Consider the following 25,013-nt stretch of genomic DNA (forward strand, 5'->3'; position numbering starts at 1 on the left):
TTGCCGTTTCGGCGGCGTCTATAGCGCGTTTTCGTGGCGCTGGGTATGGGGCGTTGAAAGCCGGTTCAAGACCCGGCTGAGCTTTGGCTCGGATAAGTAAATGGAATAACCATTCTCCGCTTCAGTCGACAGAAATCGACAATGCGCTTGCCTATCCGCCGTGCCTCGGCTTTGAGCTTCGCTATGGCTGTCTTTCTGCGTTTCCCGGTCCCGGCGGCGCACTGGATATCCCGCTTTTCCCTGAGCAGGCTTGGCAATTGGAGCGCCCTGTCGCCAAGGAACTGATCTTGCGCGCAGAGCGCAGGAACAAGCTGATAGATTGTCTCGCCTCGCAAAACCGAAAACTCGGGGTTGAAAACAATGTCGTCGACAGCGATGCCGATCTCCTCGGTGGCCTTGATCAGGTCGAGCGCGGTTTGCCTGGAGATGATGTAGCCGGCGGTTCCTATATGTCCGGCGTCGAGTTTGGATGTGGAAAAGCCGTGACCGATGTCAATGCGCTTGCGTCGGATCACGGTCTTGCAAAAATAGCTTTCGAGCTTGACGACTTCGGCATCGGCTGGAATCCAGTGGCTGTCGCGAAGCAATGCGCCGGCTTTCGCGGCAAAGACGATGTCGTCCTCGAAGATTGCCCCGTAGCGAGCGTCGCCTTGCGCGATGGCGGCCCAGCAGGCCCGGTGACTGAGCAGGCAGGCGATCTCGCCGTCAGTCAATGGCAGCCTGTTCCGATATCCGACATTTTGCGGCAGCTGGTCCAGGTCCGGCCGATCCCGTGCGTCGATGGCCTGAACGCGTTCGAATGGGACGCCGATGCGGGCAAACTCCGCCGTCACACGGGCAAGGCGATCGGGAGACCGATCGAGATTGATGACCAGACGCTTCATTGCCAAAGAAAATCTCACCCCCGGGACGCTCGCTCTCTAGCAGGCGTGGTGTTGCCGCGTGAGACTTTTTCTGGGGAGAATGGACGCGCCGTGGACCGGAGAAGAAAAGTCGAAACAGCCCTTGACCTTCCAGTTACTGGAAGCCCTATCTCCACGTCACACACCGATCCATCAAGGCATTTTCGAATGACGCATTCCGATCACGATCATCACGCGCATGGTAGCTGCTGCTCGACAAAAGGCGCCGTGCCCACCACGAAGAGCGTCGTCCGCGACCCGGTCTGCGGCATGACTGTCGATCCGGTCGCCGGCAAGCCGACGACCGAGCATGATGGCCATCCCTATCATTTCTGCAGCCAGGGCTGCCGCACGAAATTCGTCGCCGAGCCGGAAAAATTCCTGACGGCCACCGATCCGGTCTGCGGTATGAGCGTCGACCGCGCGACAGCCAGGCACTTTGCCCGCCACGAAGGCCAGGGCTTTTACTTCTGCTCGGCCGCCTGCCAAGCGAAATTCGAGGCGGAGCCGCAAAAATATCTCGGCGACAGGCCGGCACCGCAGCCGATGCCCAAAGGCACGCAATACACCTGCCCGATGCATCCTGAAATCATCCGCGACAAGCCAGGATCCTGCCCGATCTGTGGCATGGCGCTGGAGCCGATGGGCGTGCCGACGGGCGATGAAGGGCCAAATCCCGAGCTGGTCGATTTCACCAGGCGGTTCTGGGTGAGCGCTGCCTTGTCGGTCCCCCTGCTGATCATCGCCATGGCACCCATGATCGGCTTGATGTTTGAAGGCCTGGTCGAGGACCGGGCAAAAGTCTGGATCGAACTGGTCCTGGCAAGCCCGGTGGTGCTTTGGGCCGCCTTTCCCTTCTTCCACCGCGGCTGGGACTCGCTGGTCAACCGCAGCCCCAACATGTGGACGCTGATCTCGCTCGGCGTTGGCGCTGCCTATCTCTACAGCGTCGTCGCCACACTGTTTCCGGATATCTTTCCGCATCAGTTCCGCGGCCATGGCGGTGCGGTGCCGGTCTATTTCGAGGCTGCTGCCGTCATCGTTGCACTGGTCTTCCTTGGCCAGGTGCTGGAGCTGCGCGCCCGTGAAAAGACCGGTTCGGCGATCCGCGCCTTGCTCGATCTGGCGCCGAAGACCGCGCGGCTGATTGCCGCCGATGGTTCCGAAAACGACGTGCCCCTCGACGCCGTCAAGGCCGGCGATCGCCTGCGCATACGCCCCGGTGACGCCGTGCCGGTCGATGGCACGGTGCTGGAAGGGCGATCCTCGCTCGACGAATCGATGATCACGGGCGAGCCGTTGCCGGTAGAGAAGGTCGAGGGCGATGCGCTGACCGGCGGCACGCTCAACAAGAATGGTGCGCTGATCATGCGCGCTGAGAAGGTCGGCGCCGAGACGACGCTGGCGCGCATCGTCGAGCTCGTCGCCAAGGCGCAGCGCTCGCGCGCCCCGATTCAAGGGTTAGCCGATCGCGTTTCTTTCTATTTTGTCCCGGCCGTCGTCCTAGTCGCGATTGTCGCTTTCATCGCTTGGGCCGTGTTTGGACCCGAGCCCAGCCTGATCTTTGCCATCGTCTCGGCGGTGTCGGTGCTGATTATCGCTTGCCCCTGTGCGCTCGGCCTTGCCACGCCGATGTCGATCATGACCGCCACCGGGCGCGGAGCGCATGCCGGTGTGCTGATCAAGGAGGCCGCAGCACTCGAACGCTTCGCTTCCGTCGACACGCTGATCGTCGACAAGACGGGGACGCTGACCGAAGGCCGGCCGAAGCTGACCGATGTCGTTGCGGCAAACGGTTTTTCTGAGGAGGAATTGCTGGCGCTTGCCGCCGGTCTGGAGAAGGGGTCGGAGCATCCGCTGGCTGAAGCCATCGTCGACGGCGCCGCTACGCGCGGCGTGACAGTTGCCGAGGCCAGCGCCTTCGAGGCCGTCACCGGCAAGGGCGTGTCCGGTTCGGTCTCGGGAAAGACGGTCGCGCTCGGCAATACCGAGATGATGGCCGACCTTGGCGTCGACATCGCATCCATCTCGGCCAAGGCCGAGGCGTTGCAACTCGAAGGCAAGACGGCGATGTTCGTCGCTGTCGACAAAAAACTGGCCGGCATCGTCGCCGTCGCCGACCCTATCAAGGCAACGACGGCCGAGGCGATCAAGGCGCTGCATGAAAGCGGCTTGCGGATCATCATGGCAACCGGCGACAATGAACGCACGGCCAACGCGATCGCCAGAAGCCTCGGCATCGACGAGGTCCGCGCCGGACTGCTGCCGGAACAGAAGGCAGCCCTTGTCGAGGAACTGCGCGCAAAGGGCGCCGGCGTTGCCATGGCCGGCGACGGCGTCAATGACGCACCGGCCCTTGCCGCCGCCGATGTCGGCATCGCCATGGGCACCGGCGCCGATGTCGCCGTCGAAAGCGCCGGTATCACTCTGGTCAAGGGCGACCTCAACGGTATCGTGCGCGCCCGCACGCTGGCCCAGGCGACGATCCGCAACATCCGCCAGAACCTGTTCTTCGCCTTCCTCTACAATGTGCTGGGCGTGCCGGTCGCCGCCGGCGTGCTCTATCCGCTCACCGGCACGCTTCTGTCGCCGATGCTGGCGGCGGCGGCGATGAGCCTGTCTTCGGTGTCGGTGATCGCAAACGCATTGCGGCTGAGAACATTGAAACTCTGATCCAAGCCCCCAAATACGAAACCACCCAACAGGAGACCATGAATGACCTTCGCCAAAAAACTCGTGCTGCTGCTGATGGCGGCCGGAATGCTGGTTGCCGTCTTCCTCGAAAGTGTTCCGGCGCAAAGTGAGGAGATGAAACACGACATGGGCGCCATGGCGACGGACGCGACCAGCCCCTCGACCGAGGGCTACAAGGCAGCGATGGACAAGATGCATGCCGACATGATGGCATCTGAATATACCGGCAATGCCGATGTCGATTTCGTCAAGGGCATGATCCCGCACCATCAGGGTGCCATCGACATGGCCAAGGTCGAGCTTGCCAACGGCAAGGATCCGGAAATCCGCAAGCTGGCCGAAGGCGTCATCGCCGCGCAGGAAGCCGAGATCAAGCAGATGCAGGCCTGGCTCGCCGCCCATCCGGTGAAGTAAGTCTTCAGCCATCGCCAGCGCGGCGAGAACGCCTCTGGATTTCTCGTCCAGCCTGTGATGCGATCGGCCCAAATGGAGCCCGCCATGCCGCCGACCATCAGAACCACCAAACTGCCCTCAGGCGAAGCCGTTCAGGTGCTTGGCCAGGGCACATGGAAGATGGGCGAGGATATCAGTCGCCGTGCCGATGAGGTGAATGCCCTCAAGCTCGGCCTCGACCTCGGCATCACACTGATCGACACCGCCGAAATGTATGCCAGCGGCGGCGCCGAGGAGGTGGTGGCAGAGGCTATTGCCGGGCGCCGTGACGAGACCTTCCTGGTCTCGAAAGTTCTGCCATCGAACGCTTCGCGCGCGGGCGTGCAGCGCGCCTGCGAAAACAGCCTGAAGCGCCTGCGCACTGACCGCATCGATCTCTATCTGCTGCATTGGCCGGGCAGCGTGCCGCTGGCGGAAACGGTCGCGGCCTTCGAGGCCCTGAAAAAGGCGGGCAAGATCCGTCACTGGGGCGTCAGCAATTTCGACACCGACGAGATGGAAGAGCTGATCGGCTTGTCGGATGGCGGCAATGTCCAGACCAACCAGGTGCTCTACAATCTGGTCCGGCGCGGCCTCGAATTCGACCTGGCGCGTTGGAGCCGGCAGCGCAACATTCCCTTGATGGCCTATTCGCCGGTCGAGCAGGGCGCGCTGGCGCGCAATGCCAGGCTCGACGCCGTCGCCGCCCGCCACAACGCCACGGCCGCCCAGATCGCCTTGGCCTGGGTGATGCATCAGGCCGGCGTCATCGCCATTCCGAAGGCCAGCAGCCAGGAGCACGTCCGCCAGAATGTCGCCGCGCTCGACATCAAGCTTACGCCTCAGGACATCGCCGATCTCGACCGTGGCTTTCCGCCACCGACGCGCAAACGCGGGCTGGAGATGATTTAGGCGCGCAGATAGCGAAGGCCCGTTCCGTCACACCCCCCTCTGTCCTGCCGGACATCTCCCCCGCAAGGGGGGAGATAGGCAGCTTCCGCGCTCCGCTCTCCTTGCATGGTGATTGGCGAAAGCCAAGGTGACGTCCGATCTCCCCCCTTGCGGGGGAGATGCCCGGTAGGGCAGAGGGGGGTGCTGTCCCGCCGACCTTTACTGGCTACGCCAGTCCCTTAAGCTGGTAAAGCGCCTCCAGCGCCTCGCGCGGCGTCATCTCGTCGGGATTGATCGCGCCGAGCGCGTCGCCGAGCGCATCGTTTTTCGTCGGCTTTGGCGCTTCGCGCTTCACCGCCACCGAAAACAGCGGCAGGTCATCCACCAGCCGGTTGGTCTTGCCGGAGACTTCGCCTTCTTCGAGCTGATGCAGCACTTCCTTAGCCCGGTCGACCACCGCCTCCGGCAGGCCGGCCAGCCGCGCCACCTGCACGCCGTAGGAGCGGTCGGCGGCACCCTTGCCGACCTCGTGCAGGAAGACGACGTCGTTTTCCCATTCCTTGACCCGCATGGTGACGTTGGAGAGCCGCGCCAGCTTGCCGGCCAGCGAGGTCATTTCGTGAAAGTGAGTAGCGAAGATCGCCCGGCAGCGGTTCTTCTCGTGCAGGTATTCGACCGCCGCCCAGGCGATCGACAGGCCGTCGAAAGTGGCGGTGCCGCGGCCGATCTCGTCGAGGATCACCAGCGCGCGTTCGCCGGCCTGGTTGAGGATCGCCGCCGTCTCGACCATCTCGACCATGAAGGTCGAGCGGCCGCGCGCCAGATCGTCCGAGGCGCCGACACGCGAGAACAGCCGGTCGACGACGCCGATATGGGCCGATGTCGCCGGCACGAACGAGCCGGTCTGGGCGAGGATGGCGATCAGCGCGTTTTGCCGCAGGAACGTCGACTTGCCGCCCATATTGGGGCCGGTCAGAAGCCAGATCGCGCCATTCTTGGCGCTGCCCTCCGGCGACAGGTCGCAATCATTGGCGACGAACGGGCCTTCGCCCGAACGGCGCAAGGCCTGCTCGACCACCGGATGCCGGCCCCCCAAAATGTCGAAAGCAAGGCTCGAATCCACCACCGGCCGGCACCAGGCTTCGCTTTCCGAGAGAAGCGCAAGTGCCGCCGAGACATCGAGCACGGCCAGCGCATCCGCACCGGCGCGGATCTTCTCCGCTTCGCCGACCGCTTCCGCCGTCAGCGCGTCGAAGGCGGCAAGCTCGATGCTGAGCGCCCGGTCGGCGGCGTTGGCGATCTTGGTCTCGAGTTCGGCAAGCTCGGTCGTCGTGAAGCGCATGGCGTTGGCCATGGTCTGGCGGTGGATGAAGCGCGCCTTGGCGCCGTCGCTGCCGGTCATGATCGCGTGGTGATTGGCGGTCACCTCGATGTAGTAGCCAAGCACATTGTTGTGGCGGATCTTCAGCGAGCGGATGCCGGTCTCGTCGATCAGCGAGCGCTCCAGCCCGGCGATCACTTTGCGCGACTCATCGCGCAGCGCCCGCATCTCGTCGAGATCGGGGTGATAGCCGCCGCGAACGAAGCCGCCGTCACGCTTGAGCAGCGGCAGTTCGTCGCCAAGCGCCTGTGTCAGGTGCTGGGCCAGCGCCTGGGGCAGCGCGTGGATGGCAGCGAGTGCCGCCGTCAATTCCCTGGGCAGGGCGGTCGCGGCAAAGATCTCGGCGATCGCGCCGGCAGCCTCGAAACCGGCGCGCAGCGCGCCAAGGTCGCGCGGGCCGCCCCGGTTGAGCGCCAGCCTGGACAGCGCGCGCGGCATGTCGGCGACGCTCTTCAGGCTCGACCGTACCGCCTGGCACAGCCGGGTCTCGGCACGGAAGAACGACACCGAATCCAGCCTGGCGCCGATCGCCACCGGGTCGGTCAGTGGCGCCATCAGCCGGTCGGCGAGCAGCCTTGCGCCGCCGCCCGTCACCGTGCGGTCGATCGCCTTGAACAGCGAGCCTTCGCGGCTGCCCGACAGCGTGCGTAAGAGTTCCAGATTGCCGCGCGTGGCCGGATCGATGAACAGGGTCGATCCTTGCTCTTCGCGCTCGGGCCGCGATAGCGGCGGGCGCTCCGCCTTCTGCGTCTTCTCGACATAGGCGATGGCGCCGGAGATCGCCGACAGTTCGGCGCGCGAAAAGGCGCCAAAACTATCCGGTGTCGCCACATCGAAGAAGCGGGCGATGCGTCCCGTGGCCGAGGCCGAATCAAACAGCGACGGCGGCTGCGGGCTGGCGACGCGGCCAAGCACGTCGAACACCGGTTTCAACTCCGGATCGTGGAACACCGGCTCGGCGACGATCAGCTCGCGCGGATCGACGCGGAAAATGTCGGCCAAAAGCCGGTCGGCGGTGGTGTCGGTGACGCGGAAGGCGCCCGTCGAGATGTCGATCCAGGCCAGCGCAAAGGAGTGGTCCGCTCCGCCTTTCACCCGCCCCAGCGCCATCAGGAAACTCGATTCCGACGGCGCCAGCAATTTGTCCTCGGTGATGGTGCCCGGTGTCACCAGCCGCACCACGTCGCGGCGCACCACCGATTTGCCGCCGCGTTTCTTGGCCTCGGCCGGATCCTCGATCTGTTCGCAGACGGCAACGCGGAAACCCTGGCCGATCAGCTTTTGCAGATAATCGTCGGCGGCATGCACCGGCACGCCGCACATCGGAATGTCGAGCCCTTGATACTTGCCGCGTTTGGTCAGCACGATGCCCAACGCCCGGCTTGCCTTCTCGGCATCGTCGAAGAACAGCTCGTAGAAATCGCCCATGCGATAGAACAGCAGCGAATCGGGGTTCGCCGCCTTGATCTCGATGAATTGCTCGATCATCGGCGTGGCGCCGGCGTGGGCGGTCGGCACCGGCGTCATCGCCTCGGGGGCGTCTGGCTCGTTCGGGCTGTGCATGTTCATGCGCGGCACGCTAGCAGATGTGATGATGCGGTTTAATGCCAGAGCTTCGAAAAACAGGGGACGACGGGACGGCAGCTTGTCCGCAATTGCCGATGCGGACGGCGATTCCAGCGCGCTGGCGGTTTACACGCGGCGGCGCGTGGTCTTAATTCGGTCCGACACAAAGCACCCGCTTCAACGAGGTGCTGCACCGGTGAGGAAATCAAGAACATCATGGCCAGGAAAACCGAGAACAACGGTCCGTCCGTCAGTGCGCAGGAAGCGCTCGAATTCCACGCCATGGGTCGCCCCGGCAAGCTGGAGGTCGTTGCCACCAAGCCGATGGCGACGCAACGCGACCTCAGCCTCGCCTATTCGCCTGGCGTCGCGGTTCCTGTTCTGGCCATCGCCGAAGACCCCTCGCGCGCCTTCGACTACACGACGCGCGGCAATATGGTCGCCGTCATCTCCAACGGCACCGCCATTCTCGGCCTTGGCAATCTCGGCGCGCTGGCCTCCAAGCCGGTGATGGAGGGCAAGGCGGTGCTGTTCAAGCGCTTCGCCGATGTCGATTCCATCGACCTCGAGGTCGATACCGAGGACGCCGACGAGTTCATCAACTGTGTGCGTTTCCTCGGGCCCTCTTTCGGCGGCATCAATCTCGAGGACATCAAGGCGCCGGAATGCTTCATCATCGAGCAGCGCCTGCGCGAATTGATGGACATCCCGGTCTTCCATGACGACCAGCACGGCACTGCGATCATCTCGGCCGCCGGCCTGATCAACGCGCTGGAAATCACCGGCCGCGACATGAAGACCACAAAAATGGTCTGCAACGGCGCCGGTGCAGCCGGCATCGCCTGTATCGAGCTGATGAAGGCGATGGGTTTTGCGCCGGAAAACATCACTTTGTGCGACACCAAGGGCGTGGTCTTTCAAGGCCGCACCGAAGGCATGAACCAGTGGAAGTCGGCGCATGCGGTCAAGACCGAGGCGCGCAGCCTCGCCGAGGCACTCGATGGCGCCGACGTCTTCCTCGGCCTCTCCGCCAAGGGCGCGCTGACCACCGCCATGGTGCAGTCGATGGCCAAGAACCCGATCATCTTCGCCATGGCCAATCCCGATCCGGAAATCACGCCGGAGGAAGTGGCCGAGATCCGCACCGACGCCATCATGGCCACCGGTCGTTCTGATTACCCCAACCAGGTCAACAACGTGCTCGGCTTTCCCTACATCTTCCGCGGCGCGCTGGATGTCAGGGCAACCACCATCAATGACGACATGAAGATCGCCGCCGCCCAGGCGCTGGCGGCATTGGCACGCCAGGATGTGCCCGACGACGTCGCCGCCGCCTATCAGGGCAACCGGCCGAAATTCGGCCCCAACTACATCATCCCGGTGCCGTTCGACCCGCGCCTGATCTCGGCCATCCCGATTGCGGTGGCCAAGGCGGCGATGGATTCCGGCGTCGCCCGCAAGCCGATCCTCGATCTCGACCGTTATGCGCAGGAGCTGTCGGCCCGCCGCGACCCGATCGCCTCGACCCTGCAGCGCATCTACGACCGCGTGCGGCGCCAGCCCAAGCGCATCGTCTTCGCCGAGGGCGAAGAGGAGCAGGTCATGCGCGCCGCCGTCTCCTATGTGAATCAGCGGCTCGGCACCGCCATCCTGCTCGGACGCGACGACGTCATCAAGGAAAACGCCAAGCACGCCGGCATCGACCTCAACAAGCAAGGCATCGAGATCATCAATGCAAGGCTGTCGCGCCGCAACGGCATCTACACCGACTATCTCTACGAGCGCATGCAGCGCAAAGGCTTCCTGTTCCGCGACTGCCAGCGGCTGATCAACAACGACCGCAACCATTTTGCCGCCTGCATGGTGGCGCTGGGCGACGCCGACGGCATCGTGACGGGTGTGACCCGCAACTATTCGACCGCACTCGACGACATCCGCCGCGTCATCGACGCCAAGCCCGGCCACCGCGTCATCGGCGTGTCGATCGTGCTGGCGCGAGGCAAGACCGTGCTGGTCGCCGACACCGCCGTGCACGACATGCCCAATGCCGAGCAGATCGCCGACATCGCCGAGGAGGCCGCAGGCTTTGCCCGCCGCATGGGCTATGAGCCACGCCTTGCCATGCTCGCCTATTCCACCTTCGGCCATCCGCAGGGCGAGCGCTCCGAACGCGTCCAGGAAGCCGTGCGTATCCTCGACAAGCGCCGCGTCGATTTCGAATATGACGGCGAAATGGCCGCCGACGTGGCGCTCAATGCGCGGGCCATGGCGCAATATCCGTTCATAAGGCTGACCGGCCCGGCCAATGTGCTGATCATGCCGGCGTTCCACTCGGCTTCGATCTCGACCAAGATGCTGCAGGAACTCGGCGGCTCCACAGTCATCGGTCCTCTGCTGGTCGGCCTGAACAAGCCGGTTCAGATCGTGTCGCTCAACGCCAAGGACAGCGATATCGTCAACATGGCGGCGATCGCGGCGTATACGGCGGGGACTTGAGGGGCGAGCCTGAGCGGTGAGGTCGCAAGGCGTTCAGCGCGGCGCGAATACGCGCGCGGCCTCAACGACCTCGTCGACCTGATCCTGCCGCAGCAAGTCGATAGGGACGCGTCCGTCGAGCTGCGCCGAGGGCCGCGTCAGCCACAGCCATGCGAGCCTTGGATTGGTGATCAGCGACAGCACGTCGCGAATGCCTGCAACCGGCCGGCCGTCGACGAACTGCGCCAGCGGGAAGACATGTTTGCGGCCGCCCTTGCGCAAGGCGATGACCTCACCCCGTCTCTGCCAACGGTGCAGGGTCGAGCGGGCGATGCGCAAATGCTCTTCCAGATAGGTCGAGCCGGCGACGCGGCCCGCCCAGTCCTCGATCAGCATCGATTCGAGATCGTCGGACTTTGGCAGCGAGGGGGGCTCGACATCGGTCAACGGGGTCATCGGCGGATTGATCACGCCGGCAATACCGGCTTCGCTGCGGCGCGCGGCTTCCGCCGCCAGCGCGCGCACGAATTTCGAGGCCAGGCCGGGCAGGTCGGCATGGATGGCGTCGATGGCGCGCTGGTGCTTCGGCGACAGCAAGGTGACGGCGGACGCTATGCTGCCGGCGATCTTGCCGACCGAGACCATGGTTGGCTTGTTGATGGCCTCATCATAGTGGGCAAGCGCGCGTTCGACCTCCTCCGCGACCATCTCCGCGAAGTCGTCCTGCCTGAGGGCCTGGATCTGAAATCTGTTCATGCATCTGTCTTCCGGGCCGCGCTCCCCTCAGCTGCGGCCGATTGTTGAATCTCTAGAGCGGAAAGCGGAAATCGCGGCGGCAACGAATCCGGCCGCCCGACAGCATGCTGTCTAGCATTTCTTGACACCCCAACGGACTGAGGGCGCACCGAAATGTCAGTCGCGGGACGCCCGGATTGCGTGTAGGTGCGATGTATGACAGCCGCGCGACGGTGAGAAGCGGTCCGCGCAGCGGACGAAAAGCCAATTGCTTGGCTTTTCGAGCTTCGAACGCCCTGAGCCTGCGAAGGGCAGCGGCGCGACCGGCCGCCTACGGCACAAGCGCCGGGCTTTAGGGTTACAGTAACCCCGCCTGCTCGGCCTCGCGACGCAAATTCTGCCGCGGCCTGGGGCCGATCTGCTGGATCACCAATCCGGCCGCCAGTGAGCCAAGGTCGCCGCAGGTCTGCAGGTCGCGGCCTTGCGTGTAACCATGCAGGAAGCCGGCGGCATAGAGATCGCCGGCGCCTGTCGTGTCGACCAGTTCCTTGATGGCGGTCGCCTTGATGACCACGGTCTCGTCGCCGCGCACGATCACCGAGCCTTTTTCCGAGCGGGTGACGGCGGCGATCCTGCAATCCTTGCGGATTTGCGCCAGCGCCTCGTCGAACGACGACGTCTGGTAGAGCGACTTGATCTCGTGGCTGTTGGCAAATACGATGTCGACCGTGCCCGAACGCATCAGGTCGAGGAATTCGTCGCGGTAGCGGTCGACGCAGAACGAATCCGACAGCGTCATCGACACTTCGCGACCTGCCGCGTGCGCCAGCCTCGCCGTCTGGCGGATTGCTTCCTTGGCGCGCGGCGGGTCCCACAGATAGCCTTCGAAATAGGTGACCTTGGCGCCGGAGGCCTTGTCGGCCTCGACGTCCTCCGGTCCAAGCTCGACGCAGGCGCCGAGATAGGTGTTCATCGAGCGCTCGCCGTCGGGGGTGACGAAGATCATCGAGCGCGCCGTCGGCGGCTCGCCCTTGAGCGGCCTGGTGTCGAAGGCGACGCCCTGCGCATGGATGTCGTGGGCATAGATTTCGCCCAGCGCATCGTTGGAGACCTTGCCGAAGAAGGCGGCGCGGCCGCCGAAGCTGGCGACACCGGCCGCCGTGTTGCCGGCACTGCCGCCGGACGCCTCGATCGCCGGACCCATGCGGCTGTAGAGCAGTTCGGCGCGTTGTGTGTCGATGAGGTTCATCGCGCCCTTGATGATGCCGTTGGTCTCGAGGAATTCCTCGTCGCACTGGGCGATGATGTCGACAATGGCATTGCCGATGCAAAGCACGTCATAATCCGGCATCAAAATCTCCGCCAAAACCCGAGCCGGCTTCTTGCCACGCCGGTCCGGCGCGGGTCTAGCGATTTGAAACCGGTTTGCCTAGGGCGTGAGACGCAACTTTGGCGGAACAGGCAAAAGGCGCATCAGCCGGGAGGCGCTATGACAATTCGACCGTGGCCGAAGCATTTCGTCGCCGCACCGCCTACAAGCCTGGTTCAGCCGATCCCGTTTCGAAGGCGAGCCAGCCCCATGTCTACAAAGAAGATCTCGACAAAGAACGAGCCTGCAAAGAACGACATGACCACCGACCTGACACTGCTCGTCGTGCTGGCAGTGCTCTGGGGCGCCTCCTACACCTTCATCAAGATCGGCGTCGAAACCATCCCGCCGGTCACCTTCATAGCCGCCCGCACCCTGATCGCCGGCGGTATCCTGTTCGCCATCATCCGCTGGCGCGGGCTCGCCATGCCGGGCGATGCGGCAAGCTGGCGCCGCTTTGCCTTCCAGGCATGCCTCAACAGCGTCATACCATTCACCCTGATCGCCGCCGCCGAACGTTCGGTCGACGCCGGCCTCGCCACGATCCTGAATGCAACTTCGCCGATCTTCACCTTCCTTTTGACCGCGCTCATCACCCGCCACGAGCCGGTCACCCTACGCAAACTGATTGGCGTCGGCGCCGGCATTGCCGGCATCTGCCTCATCATCGGCACCGAGGCGCTGGGTGGCCTCGGTCACGAGCTGTGGGCGCAGTTGGCAATCGTCGCGGCAACAATCTGCTATGCGGGTGCGGCCATTTTCGGCCGTGGTTTCAAGGGCCTCGACCCAATGCTGCCTGCCGCCGGTTCCATGCTGTGCGGCGCCGTCATACTCGTGCCCCTCAGCCTTGTGTTCGACCAGCCATGGACGCTGGCGCCCTCGACCGCGTCGATCCTGGCCCTGCTCGGCCTGTCGGTGTTTTCGACGGCGCTGGCCTTCGTCATCTATTTCCGCCTCATCCACACGCTGGGTTCGGTCGGCACCACCTCGCAGGCCTATCTGCGCGTACCGATCGGCGTCGGCATCGGCGCTCTCTTCCTCGGCGAAAGCCTTGGTTCGACGGCATGGCTGGGCATGGGTTTCGTCGTGGCCGGGGTCGCTGCCATGACCATCCCGATTCGAAAGCCGGCGTTTGCGCGGTAGAGCAATTCCAGGAAAAGTGTGAAGCGGTTTTCCCGGGAAAAGCGCATAGCGCTTTCCCTTGGGAATTGCGTCAAAGCAAAGAACCAGCCCGCTTGTGCTCATGGCCTGCGCTGCCTATCTCGGAAGCATCCGCCTTTTAGGCGGCGTCCGCTAACCGGGGGTGTGACAAGGTGATTTTCGACGCTGCCCGCACTGCGGCCCTCGAGCTGCTCTCGCCTCCCTTTCGGGCCGTGTTCCTCAAGACATTGGGTCTGACGCTGCTGGCGCTTGTCGCCTTGTGGTTCGGCCTGACCAGCCTCGTCGAGTGGCTCGCCCTGCCGTGGCTGCAGACGCTGTTGCCCGGCATACCGTCCTGGGCCGGCTGGCTGGGTGGCATCATCGCCGCGATAGCGCTTGCCTTCGGCATGGCGCTGCTCATCGCGCCGGTGACGGCTGTTGTCGCCGGCCTGTTCCTCGACGATATCGCCGAAGTGGTCGAGCGCACCGACTATCCCGGCGATCCGACCGGCCGCGCCATGCCGGCGCTGCGCTCGCTGGTGCTGTCGGCGCGATTCCTCGGCGTCGTCATTCTTGGCAACATCGTCGCCCTGCTGCTTCTCTTGGTGCCGGGCGTCAACATCGCCGCCTTCTTCATCGTCAATGGCTATCTGCTCGGGCGCGAGTTTTTCGAATTCGCCGCCATGCGCTTTCGCGGGGAAGACGAGGCCAGGGTCTTGCGCAGGCACTATGCCGGCACGGTGTTTCTCGCCGGGCTGCTCATCGCGGCTTTCCTCGCCGTGCCGTTGCTCAACCTGCTGACGCCGCTGTTCGCCGCCGCCATGATGGTGCATCTGCACAAGGCGATCTCGATGCGGGAAGCGGCTCGCTCCTCGCGCCACTGAGCATTTTCTTCAGAGCAACAGGAATCCGCGTCCGAGCTCGTCGTCCGCTTCGACGATAAACTCAGTCCTGCCACTATAATAGGCGCGGCCGCCGACGCGGGCGATGATCGCCTCATGCGGGCCAGCCTTCGCCGTCCGCACCACGGCTCCCGAAAAACGCGAGCCGGCAATGCTTTCGAATGTGCGCGTCTGTCCGATCGCGATCTCGCCCTTGGCATGCATGGCCGCCAACCGCGCGGTGACGCCCGAGCCGGTCGGCGAGCGGTCGACTTCGGCTTCGGCGAAGACGCAGATGTTCTTGGTCACCTCGCCGGAAAACGCGTCGCGGCCGTCCGTCAGGATGGTGCCGTAGAGGAAGGCGAGGTCGGCATGGTCGGGATGCGACAGCGGCAACTTGGCCTTGAGCCTGTTCGTCAGCGTCGTCGCCGCATCGACGAAATCGCGCACCCGACTGCTGCCGAATTCAAGCCCGAACTGGTGGCAATCGGCCAGAGCGTAGAAGGCACCGCCATAGGCGATGTCGAAGCCGATCCTGCCATAGCCCGGCAGCTCTATCGTCTGGCCGCCGGCGAACAGGAAGGCTGGCACGCTTTCGAACGACACCGCGCCGGCCTTGCCGTCCCTGACCTCGACCGAGGCGACGACCAGCCCGCACGGGGCCTCGATGTTGACTGTCGTGATTGGTTCCTGTTTCGCCACCAATCCCTCATCTACGGCGTAGCGGCCGAGCGCGACGATGGCGTGCCCGCACATCGTCGAGTAACCCTCATTGTGCATGAACAGCACGGCGAGGTCGGCGCCGGGCAGGTCCGGCTCGACCAGCAAGGCGCCATACATGTCGTAATGGCCGCGCGGCTCGAACATCAGGATTTTCCTGAGATGATCGAGATGGTCGCGCACATAGGCGCGCTTTTCCAGGATCGTGCCCTTGGGAATACCGGGATAGCCGCCGGTGACGATCCTCAGCGGCTCGCCGCCGGTATGCATATCGACCACGGCCAGCGTCATGCGACGGGCTTCGTGAAGAGGGCCTGCAATTTGCCGAACGGCATGGCGGCGCGGGTGAAGCCGAAGGTGCCGTCCTGCTGGATCTCGCGTGCCGCCGTTTCCAGCATGCCATAGGCGAAATTGGTCAGCCACGGCCCGAGCGAGATGCGCTTGACGCCGGCCATGGCGAGGTCGGCGATGGTGAAGCCAGGCTTTGCCATGACATTGACCGGCTTGCTGACCGCCGAGCAGAGCGTGCGGATCATCTCGACGTCGCCGATGCCTGGCGCATAGAGCACGTCGGCGCCGGCCTTCTCGAACGCCTGCAGCCGCTTGATGGTGTCGTCGAGGTCGGACTTGCCCCACAGGAAATTCTCAGCCCGTGCCGTGAAGACGAAATCGCGCTTCAGCGCCCGCGCCGCCTCCACCGCCGCCGCAACGCGCTCGACGGCATGCGCGAAATCATAGATCGGCTTGTCGGGATCGCCGGTGTGGTCTTCGATCGAGCAGCCGGCAAGACCGGCCGCTTCGGCCGCGAAGATGGTTTCGGCGGCCTGCTCGGCGCTGTCGCCCTTGCCTTTCTCGAGGTCGGCCGAGACCGGCAGGCTGGTCGCCCCCGACACCTCGCGGCAATGGTGGATCATCTGGTCGAAGGTCACCGCGCCGTCCGGCAAGCCGCGCGAAAAGGCAAAGCCGGCGCTGGTTGTCGCCAGCGCCGTGAAGCCGAACGAGCCGAGCAGCTTCGTCGTGCCGATATCCCAGGGATTGGGCATGACGAAGGTCGAGGCATGCAGGTCGCGGAAGATCTTGCCCTTGTCCATGGTAGTACCCCCATCATATGCGGTGTGGCTAAGTGGATTTTATCCTGCCCCATTTGGCCGGGCAAACGAATGCGGTTGGTTCAGAAGCGTTTGGCGTTCTCTCCTGCCAATTTGTCCAGCGTGTCGGAATCCTTGATGTAGTGCGATGTCTTCTTGTCCCAGTGATAGATGACGGAAATCGCGTGGGACTCTGGTCGGGGCGGAGTGTCGTCGCAGCTTTCGCCGTTGAGCACCGTGGCATCGGTCACCGTCACTTTGATGGCAGCATAGGACTTCCCCTCCGCGATGGCCTGAAAAGCTACATCCTGCTTGCGGCTGTAGGCGCACAGGTTTTCGTCGAACGTATAGATCATGTCGATCAGTTCGAATTTGTCGTCGCGGACCATGATCAGCGGCGTGATCACATAGTTCTGGCTCGAGTTGAAATGCGCGCTCATGGTGATCAGGACGTCATCGTTGGCGCTGACCGAAAGCTTGCCCGGTTCGCGGAAGTAGGTGCCGCGGTCGAGCGCGACATTGACGGCGTCGAGCAATTTTGGCTTGGCCGTGACGTCGTAGAGCGCCAGCATCGCATAGCCTTCGGCGCTGTCGGGAGAGTCACCGAGGTCGAACAGCATGGCCAGCCGGTCCTTGCCGCCGGCCTTGATCGCAAGCACCGCGGCATTGGAAAAGCCCGAAGTTTCGGGCGGCGAACCGCCGCCGTCTGGTCGCTCGATATGTCGCATCTCGATCGGTAACCCGCCCCTGTAGAAGCCGTCCTGGTCCGCGGCGAGATCTGGAATGACCATCCTCGCGAGGTCGAGATAGGTGGCATCCGTGCGGCCGGGCAAAGCACTGCCGAGTTCCGGGAAGCCGACGGCTTGCGCGCCGGCCGCAGTCCACAAAAACGGCAGCAGCGTCAAGGTAAGGAAGAAGCGGAACAGGGCGGGTTTCATGCGTGGCCTCGAATTGGCGGGGCCAAGCTAGCACGGACGATCGAGGCGTACAGCCGCGGGCTGAAGATCAGCTTAGTGGATCGGCACCAGCCCGGCCAGCTCGCGCATGTCGTCGAACAGGATGCCGCCGGCCTGGATCAGGCCAGCGCGGTCGGAATAGGGATCGGCATGATAGGAAAACACCCGCATGCCGGCGGCGATCCCGGCCTGCGTGCCGGCGACGCTGTCCTCGATGACGATGCAGTCGGCGGGCGCGAAGCCCATGGTCTTGGCCGCATGCAGGAACAGGTCCGGGAACGGCTTGCCACGGCTGACCATGGTCGAGGAAAACATCGCGTGCTCGAACAGCGGCAACAGCCCGGTCTGGCCGAGCGTGATGTGCATCTTCGACACCCGGGCCGAAGTGGCGACGCAATAGGCGATGCCGGCTGAACGCACGGCTTCGACAAACTCGCGGACGTAAGGGATCGCCTCGACGCCATGGGCGAACAGGTCCGGCAGGCCGGCATTCCAGCGATCGACGAAATCGACGCCGAGCCTGACGCTGGTCTCTGCTTCGATCTCTTTCTGCACCGACGCCATGCTGCGGCCGGAGAAATTCTTGCGGCAATATTCGAAGCTTGTCGGATAGCCGGCAGCGGTCAGCCATTCGGCGAGGCGCCGATTGGCGAGGTTCTCGGTGTCGACCAGGATCCCGTCGCAGTCGAAGATGACAAGTTTAGGCAGTTCAGGCATCAGGCGGTGCCGGTCGACCCGAACCCGCCCGCGCCGCGCGCCGTGCCGCCAGCTAGGTTGCGCTCTTCCACGGCGGCTTGCGTCACCGCGGCAAAAACGATCTGGGCGATGCGCATGCCGCGCGTCACCGCGAAGTCCTCGTCGCCGAGATTGATCAGCAGCACCTTGACTTCGCCGCGATAATCGCTGTCGATGGTGCCGGGCGTGTTGAGGACGGTCAGGCCGTGCTTGAAAGCAAGTCCGGAGCGTGGCCGCACCTGGCCCTCCATGCCTTCGGGAATTTCCAGGATCAGCCCGGTCGGCACCAAAGTTCGCTTGCCAGGCAGGATCAGCAGCGGCCGGTCGTCGGGCACGGCGGCGCGCAGATCCATGCCGGCAGCACCGGTGCTTTCATAAGCAGGAAGGGGAAGTCCTTCAGCATGCGGCAACCTGACGAAGCCGACGGCCGGACCGATGACGGAGGGAGTTTGAAGGGCTGCGCGCATAAAATCGATCCTATCGGCGCGAACGGCGATTCGGTCAACTCGACTGTACCGCTATCAACGGCTTTCTTTTGGGCGGCACTGTGACCACCCAACGCTTCGTCATCCACGGGCGAAGCAAGGAGCGAAGCGACGCAGCGCAGACCATAGGATCCATGCCGCGACTTTAAAGCGTTGCTGCGGTGCAGAATTCTGCTCCGCTGCACTCCTCGGCCAAGGTCACGGCATGGATCCTCGGGTCTTCGCGACGGAGCTTCGCTCCTGCTCCGCCCGTGGATGACGAAGTTGGGAGGCTTCAGCTAATCTACCTCAGTTCCATCGGAACGACGGTGGTCTCCTTGATCTCCTCCATCACGAAGGAAGCGGAGACATCAGACAGCGCTACCTTGGCGATCAGTCGCTGGTAGAGCCGGTCGTAGGCCTTCACGTCGGCGACGCGGGCGCGCAAGACATAGTCGAGGTCGCCCGACATGCGGTAGACGCCGGTGATCTCGGGAAAGCCGGTCACTGCCGCGCGGAATTTCTGCAGCCACTCCGGGTCGTGGTTGGACGTGCGGATCAGGATGAAGACGGAAAGGCCAAGTCCGAGCTTTTCGGCATCGACCAGCGCCACGCGGCCGGTGATGACGCCATCCTCCTCCAGCCGCTTCACCCGGCGCCAGCAGGCATTGCGCGACAGCGCCACCCGTTCCGACAGCTGGTCGACCGACAGCGTGCCGTCGCGTTGCAATTCGGCAAGCAATTTCCGGTCGATTTCGTCGATTTCCAACGCCATGTGGGATGTTTGTCCCATCAACGGGTCAAATACAAGGATATTTTGAGACCGATGAACCGGCGAAGCGTGTCAGGATACTCATATCAGGAACTTCAAGCGCTGAAGGGGACCAGCATGTCGGTCGCAAGGATTTTCACCTCTCATCCGGCCAAGGTCGGCGAAACCTATTTCACTCATATGGCCTTTGCCGGCTGGTTCTCGTCGCGGCTGCTGATGGCGGCTGGCGCCGCGCTCGTTCACGCTTTCTTGCCATTTCTGTTTGAGACTACCGCCAGCCGAATCGTTCGTGAGCTTTACGAGCGGACGCACAACAGAGGCACACACGCGATCAAGGAGCCTGCGGCTCTTATGGATCGCGCCTAGAGGGCGACAGAAGCGATGTGCCGGTGGGCGGCCTATCTCGGTGAAGCAGTCTTTCTCGAAGACATGCTCACCGCGCCCTGTCACTCGCTGATCGCCCAGAGCCATTGCGCACAGGAAGCGAAATCGCCGACCAATGGTGACGGTTTTGGCCTTGCCTGGTATGGCGACCGCCCGGAGCCGGGTCTCTACCGAGACATCCTGCCGGCATGGTCGGATCCCAATCTGAAGAGCCTGTGCCGGCAGATCAAATCCGGCCTGTTCCTCGCCCATGTGCGGGCGTCCACCGGCGGCGCCACCAGCCGCATGAATTGCCATCCGTTCATCTCCAGCTCTTGGTCGTTCATGCACAACGGCCAGATCGGCGGCTTCGAAAAAATCCGCCGCGCGCTGGAGAATTCGCTGTCCGACGCTGTCTTCGACCAGCGCGAAGGCACCACCGATTCCGAATTGTTTTTCCTGCTGATGATCGACGAGGGATTGACCGGCGATCCGCAAGGCGCCGTCTCCCGCGCCACCAGCCGCGTGCTCGAAGCCTCGCGCCGCGCCGGCCTCGAACCGGCGCTGAAACTCACCGCCGCCTTCTCCGACGGGCAGGCGCTGCATGCGGTGCGCTACGCCACCGACGCTCACGCACCGACGCTCTACACGTCTGTCCTGCGCAAGGGCGGCGGCCGCTGCATCGTTTCCGAGCCGTTCGACCGCGAGGGCGGCGACTGGCAGGCGATCCCGCCGTCGAGTTTTGTGACGATCACTGGCGATGGCATGGTCATTCGCCCTTTCGCACCCGCATCGGCCAGGCTGGCACTGGCCGTCTAGTTGCAAAAGTGCGGCAACGCCGCGGGACAGCCCCCCTCTGTCCTGCCGGACATCTCCCCCACACGGGGGGAGATTGGCACCTGCGACTGCCGCGCTATTCCTTGCAACGTCCGAGATTGGCGAAAGCTGTCGTGACATCCAATCTCCCCACCTGTGGGGGAGATGTCCGGCAGGACAGAGGGGGGCGCCGTAGAGTGCAGACTTGGACAGTCCAGTCTGCACAATTTCGATCAAACGCAGCCAATCCTCGAATGCTCAACTCCATTTGAAGCAGCGCCGCTGTCCGCCATCCGATCAGGCGAACGCGGCCAAGCCGGAGCATTGTCAATGGACCTCGTCTTTTCCTCAACCATCGAGCTGGCCACTGCCATCGCCGCGCGGAAGATCTCCGCCGTCGAGGCACTCGACGCGCATCTGGCGCAGATCGATGCGCACAACGATGCGGTCAACGCCGTCATCTCGCTCGACAGGGAAGGGGCTCGCGAGTGCGCCAAGAAGGCCGACGCGGCCCAGGCGCGCGGCGAGGCCCTCGGCCCGTTGCACGGCGTACCGTTCACGCTGAAGGACACGCACGAAACAGCAGGCATGAAGACCACGGTCGGCTTTCCGCCCTTTGCCGACTATGTCGCCAAACAGAACAGTCCGGTCGTCGCCCGCTTGCGTGCGGCTGGCGGCGTGCTGATGGCCAAGACCAATGTCGCGACCATGCTTTCGGACTGGCAGTCGAACAATCCGCTGTTTGGTCGCACCAGCAATCCCTGGAATCTCCAGCGCACGGCGGGCGGTTCCAGCGGCGGCGCGGCGGCTGCACTTTGCTCGGGGATGACGCCGTTCGATGTCGGCACCGACATGCAGGACTCAATCCGGCTGCCGGCCAGTTTCTGCGGTGTCTATGGCCTGAAGCCGACGGAGCACCGCGTCTCGCTGGCCGGCGTCTTTCCCGATCCCGGCGGTACTGCGCGCAGCGTGCGGCTGATGTCCTGCCTTGGGCCGCTGGCGCGCAGTGTGGAAGATTTGGCGCTGATCTATCAAATCATTGCCGGTCCTAATGGAAGCGACACCGATCTTGCGCCGGTGCCGGTCGAGGATATGCCAAGCCTCGACCTCAAGACATTGCGCATTGCCTTCGCGCCGTTCTTTCCCGGGTTTCCAGTGGCGGGCGACGTCAGCGCCGCGGTCGAAAGTCTCGCAAGGCAGTTACAATCCGCAGGAGCGGTCGTCGAAGAAGCAAAACTGCCGAAACTCGACCTGCATGACGATCTGGAGCAGGGCGGCGCGCTGATCGGCATGATGCTGGAGGCCGCTCAGCCTGAGCCGCCGGAGGAACCGACACCGGTCTCGCGCTGGTTCGAGGCACTCGCCCGCCGCGACAAATCCATTCTCGCCTGGGACCGGTTTTTCGAGGCCTACGACGCGTTGATCTGCCCGGTCGCCATGACCACCGCCTTCCCGCATTGCGAGCCGGGCACGCCGATCAAGGTCGACGGCAAGGAGCAGAGCTACTGGATGCTGCCGGCCTATGGCGCCGTGTTCAACTACAGCGGCCATCCAGCGCTTTCCATGCCGTGCGGACTGGACAGCACCGGCCTGCCGATCGGCCTGCAACTGGTCGGCAAACGCTGGTCGGAGTCACGGCTGCTCGGCATCGCCAAGGCAATCGAACCCCTGACCGGCGGCTTTCGCCGTCCGCCCGCCTATTGAGCGAAGCGCGACAATCCATAAGGCGCAAGCAGCAGGTCGCGCTCGCCGTCGAGGATTTCCCGGGCGGCGAACAGGCCGACGGCCGGCGCCAGCGTGATGCCGGAATGCATGACCGCGACATAGACACCGTCCATGCCCACCGCGCGGCCGATGATCGGAAAGCCGTCGATCGGCGTCGGCCGGTAGCCGACCGTGTGGAAATCGAGTTCCAACCCGTCGCTGTCGCGCAGCATGGCTTTCATGGCCGCAAACAGCGCGTGGGCGGTGGCTTCGGCATTCATACCGGATCGGCGCCGCCAAAATCCGAGCCGGCGATGATGCGGCCTTCCGCCGTCTGGCGCATGTGCAGCCGCTCGGCCAGAACCAGACCGTTGAGCAGCTTTTTGTAAGGCCGTGAGTGGACGATCAGGCCGGGCGGCGTTTCGATCGGCAGGTTGATCCCGGCGGTCGCGGCGATCTCCGGCGAGCCGACGCCGGCCGCGACCACCACCTCGTCTGATGCAATCAATCCGTGCGAAGTGTCGACACCGGTGATCCTGCCGCCGGTCTGGACCAGGGCCGTCACCGTGCTGGAGATGGTCTTCGCGCCATGTCGCTTCGCGTCTGCCAATAGGGCATGGGCGGCGGCCACGGGCTCTGCGACACCTTCCTCAGCCACATGCAGGGCAAAGTCGGGAAGCTCGGCGAGATTGGGCTCGATGCGCGCGGCACCGGCGCGGTCGACGCGTTCGATGCCGTAGCCCCAGGCGGAATGCTCCGTGGCGTAGATTTCCATGTCGGTGGCCGACAGATCCCAGCACAGGCCACCGCACCAGCTGAGCGGCAGGCCGGGTAGGTCCTGCGCCAGCCGCGACCATTCGGCCATCGCGCGGGTGCGCAGCCGGAAATAGGGCTCCGGATTGCCCCAGCTGGCATTGATCCAGGCAAACGAGTTTGGGGTGGCGATTCCACCGACGGGGCTGTCGGAAATGACCGTGACCTGTGCTCCCGCCTTGCTCAGATGCCAGGCGATGCAGGCGCCGATGATGCCGGCGCCGATGACGATCACTTGTTTCGCCGCAGTCATGCTTGCTCCTCTGCCTCGCCATCCGGAGGGATGTTCGTCCAGTGCCATCCCGGCAGCCGCTTGCCAACATCGCGCAGCGCAAAATATGCGGCAATGCACTGGCCGGAGCCACAGCACGGCTGAGCTGTATGCTCTGACGGTGAGGCGGCGATCAGCAGCTTCCGAGCCGCCGGACCGGTCGACAGGCCGGCACTGCGCTGCTAGAAGCCCGGCCTGTCACACGGAAATCCCAGAGAATGCCCGAAGCAATAGAAGAAGAAGTGGCGCGCCGCCGCACCTTCGCGATCATCGCGCACCCGGACGCCGGCAAGACGACGCTCACCGAAAAGCTGCTGCTGTTCGGCGGCGCTATCCAGCTTGCCGGCGAGGTCAAAGCCAAGAAGGACAAGATCCAGACCCGCTCCGACTGGATGAAGATCGAGCGTGAGCGCGGCATCTCGGTCGTCACCTCGGTGATGACCTTCGAGTATGAAGACAATGTCTTCAACCTGCTCGACACGCCCGGCCACGAGGATTTCGCCGACGACACCTACCGCACGCTGTCGGCGGTCGACTCGGCGGTCATGGTCATCGATGCCGCCAAGGGCATCGAGCCGCGCACACTGAAGCTGTTCGAAGTCTGCCGGCTGCGCGACATTCCGATCATCACCTTCATCAACAAGATGGACCGCGAAAGCCGCGATCCGTTCGAGATTTTGGACGAGATCGAGCAGAAGCTGGCGCTGGATACTGCCCCCGTCACCTGGCCGATCGGCCGCGGCAAGAATTTTGCCGGCACCTATCATCTGGCGCTGAATGCCGTGCGCAGGGGCGACGCGGAGAAAGAACGCACGCCGGTTAATGGTCCCGATTCCAACCGCGTTGCTGGCCTTTTGCCAGAAAACGAACGCGAAGCCTTCATCGAGGAACTGGAGCTCGCGCGGGAAGCGTGCAGACCCCTTGATATAGAAGCCTTCCGAGAGGGCCATCTGACGCCGGTCTATTTCGGCTCGGCGCTGCGCAATTATGGCGTGCGCGACCTGATCGAGGCGCTTGGCGCTTTTGGACCGCCGCCGCGCGCGCAGGAGGCCGACACCCGCAAGGTCGAGGCAACCGAGGAGAAGATGACGTCCTTCGTCTTCAAGATACAGGCCAACATGGATCCCAACCACCGCGACCGCATTGCCTTCGTCCGCGTCTGTTCGGGCAAGCTCGAGCGCGGCATGAAGGCCAAGCTGGTGCGTACGGGAAAGCCTATGTCGCTGTCGGCGCCGCAATTCTTCTTTGCCCGCACCCGCGTCACCGCCGACGAGGCGTTCGCCGGCGATGTCGTCGGCATTCCCAACCACGGCACGCTGCGTATTGGCGATACGCTGACCGAGGGCGAGGAAATCCTGTTCCGCGGCGTGCCGAATTTCGCACCGGAAATCCTGCGCCGCGTTCGCCTCGGCGACGCGATGAAAGCGAAAAAACTCAAGGAAGCGCTGCACCAGATGGCCGAAGAGGGCGTCGTGCAGCTGTTTTCGCCGGAGGACGGCTCGCCTGCCATCGTCGGCGTCGTCGGCGCCCTGCAGCTCGACGTGTTGAAGGAGCGGCTGAACTTCGAATACACGCTGCCGGTCGAATTCGAGATGTCGCGGTTTTCGGTCTGCCGCTGGATCTCGGCCGACGACAAGGCCGAGGTCCTGCGCTTCATCGAGGCGCATCGCGGCGACATCGCCCGCGACCTCGACAACGATCCGGTGTTCCTGGCCCAGCACGCCTTTTCGCTGAACTACGAAGCGGAACGCTGGAAGGCGATCAAGTTTGCCACGATCAAGGATTATCAGGTCCGCGACAAGGCGGCGTAAGTCGCGCTTTTTCCTTCTCCCCGTTTACGGGGAG

General features: G+C 63.9%; 20 protein-coding genes and 1 pseudogene. 10 read left to right on the plus strand and 11 right to left on the minus strand.

The annotated features are described in order from the left end of the window. Positions 1 to 65 precede the first annotated feature (65 nt). Positions 66 to 884, minus strand: a complete 819-nt coding sequence (locus NKJ04_RS02915; RefSeq protein ID WP_352673418.1) for a glycosyltransferase family 25 protein — start codon at positions 882 to 884, stop codon at positions 66 to 68. 186 nt (positions 885 to 1,070) lie between these two features. On the opposite strand from NKJ04_RS02915, the gene NKJ04_RS02920 reads away from it, so the two are divergent. From NKJ04_RS02920 to NKJ04_RS02930, 3 genes are all read left to right on the plus strand, one after another. Next, positions 1,071 to 3,575, plus strand: coding sequence for a heavy metal translocating P-type ATPase (locus NKJ04_RS02920; RefSeq protein WP_352673421.1), 2,505 nt, complete (start codon positions 1,071 to 1,073; stop codon positions 3,573 to 3,575). Between the two features lie 42 nt (positions 3,576 to 3,617). Then, positions 3,618 to 4,010 (plus strand): CopM family metallochaperone, encoded by a 393-nt coding sequence (gene copM / locus NKJ04_RS02925; protein WP_352439733.1) that lies wholly within the window; start codon positions 3,618 to 3,620, stop codon positions 4,008 to 4,010. 84 nt (positions 4,011 to 4,094) lie between these two features. Beyond that, complete coding sequence (locus NKJ04_RS02930) at positions 4,095 to 4,940, plus strand: aldo/keto reductase (RefSeq protein WP_352673423.1); 846 nt, start codon at positions 4,095 to 4,097, stop codon at positions 4,938 to 4,940. 205 nt (positions 4,941 to 5,145) lie between these two features. Here the strand turns inward: NKJ04_RS02930 and mutS are convergent, their stop codons facing one another. Next, positions 5,146 to 7,869: a DNA mismatch repair protein MutS gene (gene mutS, locus NKJ04_RS02935; protein ID WP_352673426.1), complete on the minus strand. Its 2,724-nt coding sequence runs from the start codon at positions 7,867 to 7,869 to the stop codon at positions 5,146 to 5,148. Between the two features lie 213 nt (positions 7,870 to 8,082). Here mutS and NKJ04_RS02940 point away from each other — a divergent pair, with 213 nt between their 5' ends. Then, positions 8,083 to 10,362: an NADP-dependent malic enzyme gene (locus tag NKJ04_RS02940; RefSeq protein ID WP_023811643.1), complete on the plus strand. Its 2,280-nt coding sequence runs from the start codon at positions 8,083 to 8,085 to the stop codon at positions 10,360 to 10,362. Positions 10,363 to 10,395: 33 nt separating this feature from the next. On the opposite strand, the gene NKJ04_RS02945 is transcribed toward NKJ04_RS02940, so the two are convergent. Together NKJ04_RS02945 and NKJ04_RS02950 are read right to left on the minus strand one after the other, a co-directional pair. Then, the gene (locus NKJ04_RS02945) at positions 10,396 to 11,097 is read right to left on the minus strand and encodes an antitoxin Xre/MbcA/ParS-like domain-containing protein (RefSeq protein WP_352673429.1); all 702 of its coding nucleotides are present in this window, start codon (positions 11,095 to 11,097) and stop codon (positions 10,396 to 10,398) included. Positions 11,098 to 11,434: 337 nt separating this feature from the next. Continuing rightward, complete coding sequence (locus NKJ04_RS02950) at positions 11,435 to 12,427, minus strand: adenosine kinase (RefSeq protein WP_352673431.1); 993 nt, start codon at positions 12,425 to 12,427, stop codon at positions 11,435 to 11,437. A gap of 228 nt (positions 12,428 to 12,655) precedes the next feature. Between NKJ04_RS02950 and NKJ04_RS02955 the strand changes: the two genes are divergently transcribed. Beyond that, the gene (locus NKJ04_RS02955) at positions 12,656 to 13,588 is read left to right on the plus strand and encodes a DMT family transporter (protein WP_352551090.1); all 933 of its coding nucleotides are present in this window, start codon (positions 12,656 to 12,658) and stop codon (positions 13,586 to 13,588) included. Between the two features lie 170 nt (positions 13,589 to 13,758). Next, the gene (locus NKJ04_RS02960) at positions 13,759 to 14,469 is read left to right on the plus strand and encodes a sulfate transporter family protein (protein ID WP_352673434.1); all 711 of its coding nucleotides are present in this window, start codon (positions 13,759 to 13,761) and stop codon (positions 14,467 to 14,469) included. A 9-nt stretch (positions 14,470 to 14,478) separates the two neighbouring features. Here NKJ04_RS02960 and NKJ04_RS02965 read toward each other — a convergent pair whose 3' ends face one another. The 6 genes from NKJ04_RS02965 to NKJ04_RS02990 form a co-directional block, all read right to left on the minus strand. Continuing rightward, complete coding sequence (locus tag NKJ04_RS02965) at positions 14,479 to 15,477, minus strand: proline racemase family protein (protein ID WP_352673436.1); 999 nt, start codon at positions 15,475 to 15,477, stop codon at positions 14,479 to 14,481. Then, positions 15,474 to 16,277, minus strand: coding sequence for an isocitrate lyase/PEP mutase family protein (locus NKJ04_RS02970; protein WP_128304822.1), 804 nt, complete (start codon positions 16,275 to 16,277; stop codon positions 15,474 to 15,476). Before NKJ04_RS02970 ends, NKJ04_RS02965 begins: the two co-directional genes overlap by 4 nt. An 80-nt stretch (positions 16,278 to 16,357) precedes the next feature. Next, entirely contained in the window at positions 16,358 to 17,212 is an 855-nt protein-coding gene (locus tag NKJ04_RS02975) for a hypothetical protein (protein WP_352673439.1), read from the minus strand. 72 nt (positions 17,213 to 17,284) lie between these two features. After that, entirely contained in the window at positions 17,285 to 17,947 is a 663-nt protein-coding gene (locus tag NKJ04_RS02980) for an HAD family hydrolase (RefSeq protein WP_352673442.1), read from the minus strand. Next, a complete protein-coding gene (gene dut / locus NKJ04_RS02985; RefSeq protein WP_352673445.1) occupies positions 17,947 to 18,432 on the minus strand; it encodes a dUTP diphosphatase in 486 nt (161 codons plus the stop codon). The genes NKJ04_RS02980 and dut overlap by 1 nt, the downstream gene beginning before the upstream one ends. A gap of 301 nt (positions 18,433 to 18,733) precedes the next feature. Next, positions 18,734 to 19,204: an Lrp/AsnC family transcriptional regulator gene (locus NKJ04_RS02990; RefSeq protein ID WP_023811653.1), complete on the minus strand. Its 471-nt coding sequence runs from the start codon at positions 19,202 to 19,204 to the stop codon at positions 18,734 to 18,736. 114 nt (positions 19,205 to 19,318) lie between these two features. On the opposite strand from NKJ04_RS02990, the gene NKJ04_RS02995 reads away from it, so the two are divergent. The 3 genes from NKJ04_RS02995 to NKJ04_RS03005 all read left to right on the plus strand — a co-directional run bounded on the left by NKJ04_RS02995 (position 19,319) and on the right by NKJ04_RS03005 (position 22,084). After that, positions 19,319 to 19,567 (plus strand): DUF6356 family protein, encoded by a 249-nt coding sequence (locus NKJ04_RS02995; protein WP_023811654.1) that lies wholly within the window; start codon positions 19,319 to 19,321, stop codon positions 19,565 to 19,567. Between the two features lie 15 nt (positions 19,568 to 19,582). Further along, complete coding sequence (locus NKJ04_RS03000) at positions 19,583 to 20,383, plus strand: class II glutamine amidotransferase (protein WP_023811655.1); 801 nt, start codon at positions 19,583 to 19,585, stop codon at positions 20,381 to 20,383. Positions 20,384 to 20,710: 327 nt separating this feature from the next. Then, a complete protein-coding gene (locus tag NKJ04_RS03005; RefSeq protein ID WP_352673449.1) occupies positions 20,711 to 22,084 on the plus strand; it encodes an amidase in 1,374 nt (457 codons plus the stop codon). On the opposite strand, the pseudogene NKJ04_RS03010 reads toward NKJ04_RS03005, so the two are convergent. Further along, positions 22,078 to 23,150: pseudogene (locus NKJ04_RS03010) on the minus strand (NAD(P)/FAD-dependent oxidoreductase). The gene NKJ04_RS03005 and the pseudogene NKJ04_RS03010 sit on opposite strands and share 7 nt — an antisense overlap. Positions 23,151 to 23,386: 236 nt before the next feature. On the opposite strand from NKJ04_RS03010, the gene NKJ04_RS03015 reads away from it, so the two are divergent. Then, a complete protein-coding gene (locus NKJ04_RS03015; RefSeq protein WP_023811658.1) occupies positions 23,387 to 24,979 on the plus strand; it encodes a peptide chain release factor 3 in 1,593 nt (530 codons plus the stop codon). The last annotated feature ends 34 nt before the right edge of the window (positions 24,980 to 25,013 follow it).

It is taken from the genome of Mesorhizobium sp. M0618 (genome assembly GCF_040320765.1).
In the GTDB taxonomy this organism is placed as follows: domain Bacteria; phylum Pseudomonadota; class Alphaproteobacteria; order Rhizobiales; family Rhizobiaceae; genus Mesorhizobium.

Excerpts from the sequence above, each read along its gene's own strand:
- NKJ04_RS02940 (WP_023811643.1), top strand. The coding sequence starts at position 8,083 with ATGGCCAGGAAAACCGAGAACAACGGTCCGTCCGTCAGTGCGCAGGAA.
- mutS (WP_352673426.1), bottom strand. The coding sequence starts at position 7,869 with ATGAACATGCACAGCCCGAACGAGCCAGACGCCCCCGAGGCGATGACG.
- NKJ04_RS02915 (WP_352673418.1), bottom strand. The coding sequence starts at position 884 with ATGAAGCGTCTGGTCATCAATCTCGATCGGTCTCCCGATCGCCTTGCC.
- dut (WP_352673445.1), bottom strand. The coding sequence starts at position 18,432 with ATGCGCGCAGCCCTTCAAACTCCCTCCGTCATCGGTCCGGCCGTCGGC.
- NKJ04_RS03000 (WP_023811655.1), top strand. The coding sequence starts at position 19,583 with ATGTGCCGGTGGGCGGCCTATCTCGGTGAAGCAGTCTTTCTCGAAGAC.
- NKJ04_RS02980 (WP_352673442.1), bottom strand. The coding sequence starts at position 17,947 with ATGCCTGAACTGCCTAAACTTGTCATCTTCGACTGCGACGGGATCCTG.
- NKJ04_RS02955 (WP_352551090.1), top strand. The coding sequence starts at position 12,656 with ATGTCTACAAAGAAGATCTCGACAAAGAACGAGCCTGCAAAGAACGAC.
- NKJ04_RS02920 (WP_352673421.1), top strand. The coding sequence starts at position 1,071 with ATGACGCATTCCGATCACGATCATCACGCGCATGGTAGCTGCTGCTCG.
- NKJ04_RS02930 (WP_352673423.1), top strand. The coding sequence starts at position 4,095 with ATGCCGCCGACCATCAGAACCACCAAACTGCCCTCAGGCGAAGCCGTT.
- NKJ04_RS02970 (WP_128304822.1), bottom strand. The coding sequence starts at position 16,277 with ATGGACAAGGGCAAGATCTTCCGCGACCTGCATGCCTCGACCTTCGTC.
- NKJ04_RS02965 (WP_352673436.1), bottom strand. The coding sequence starts at position 15,477 with ATGACGCTGGCCGTGGTCGATATGCATACCGGCGGCGAGCCGCTGAGG.
- NKJ04_RS02945 (WP_352673429.1), bottom strand. The coding sequence starts at position 11,097 with ATGAACAGATTTCAGATCCAGGCCCTCAGGCAGGACGACTTCGCGGAG.
- NKJ04_RS03005 (WP_352673449.1), top strand. The coding sequence starts at position 20,711 with ATGGACCTCGTCTTTTCCTCAACCATCGAGCTGGCCACTGCCATCGCC.
- NKJ04_RS02990 (WP_023811653.1), bottom strand. The coding sequence starts at position 19,204 with ATGGCGTTGGAAATCGACGAAATCGACCGGAAATTGCTTGCCGAATTG.
- NKJ04_RS02995 (WP_023811654.1), top strand. The coding sequence starts at position 19,319 with ATGTCGGTCGCAAGGATTTTCACCTCTCATCCGGCCAAGGTCGGCGAA.
- NKJ04_RS02950 (WP_352673431.1), bottom strand. The coding sequence starts at position 12,427 with ATGCCGGATTATGACGTGCTTTGCATCGGCAATGCCATTGTCGACATC.
- copM (WP_352439733.1), top strand. The coding sequence starts at position 3,618 with ATGACCTTCGCCAAAAAACTCGTGCTGCTGCTGATGGCGGCCGGAATG.
- NKJ04_RS03015 (WP_023811658.1), top strand. The coding sequence starts at position 23,387 with ATGCCCGAAGCAATAGAAGAAGAAGTGGCGCGCCGCCGCACCTTCGCG.
- NKJ04_RS02975 (WP_352673439.1), bottom strand. The coding sequence starts at position 17,212 with ATGAAACCCGCCCTGTTCCGCTTCTTCCTTACCTTGACGCTGCTGCCG.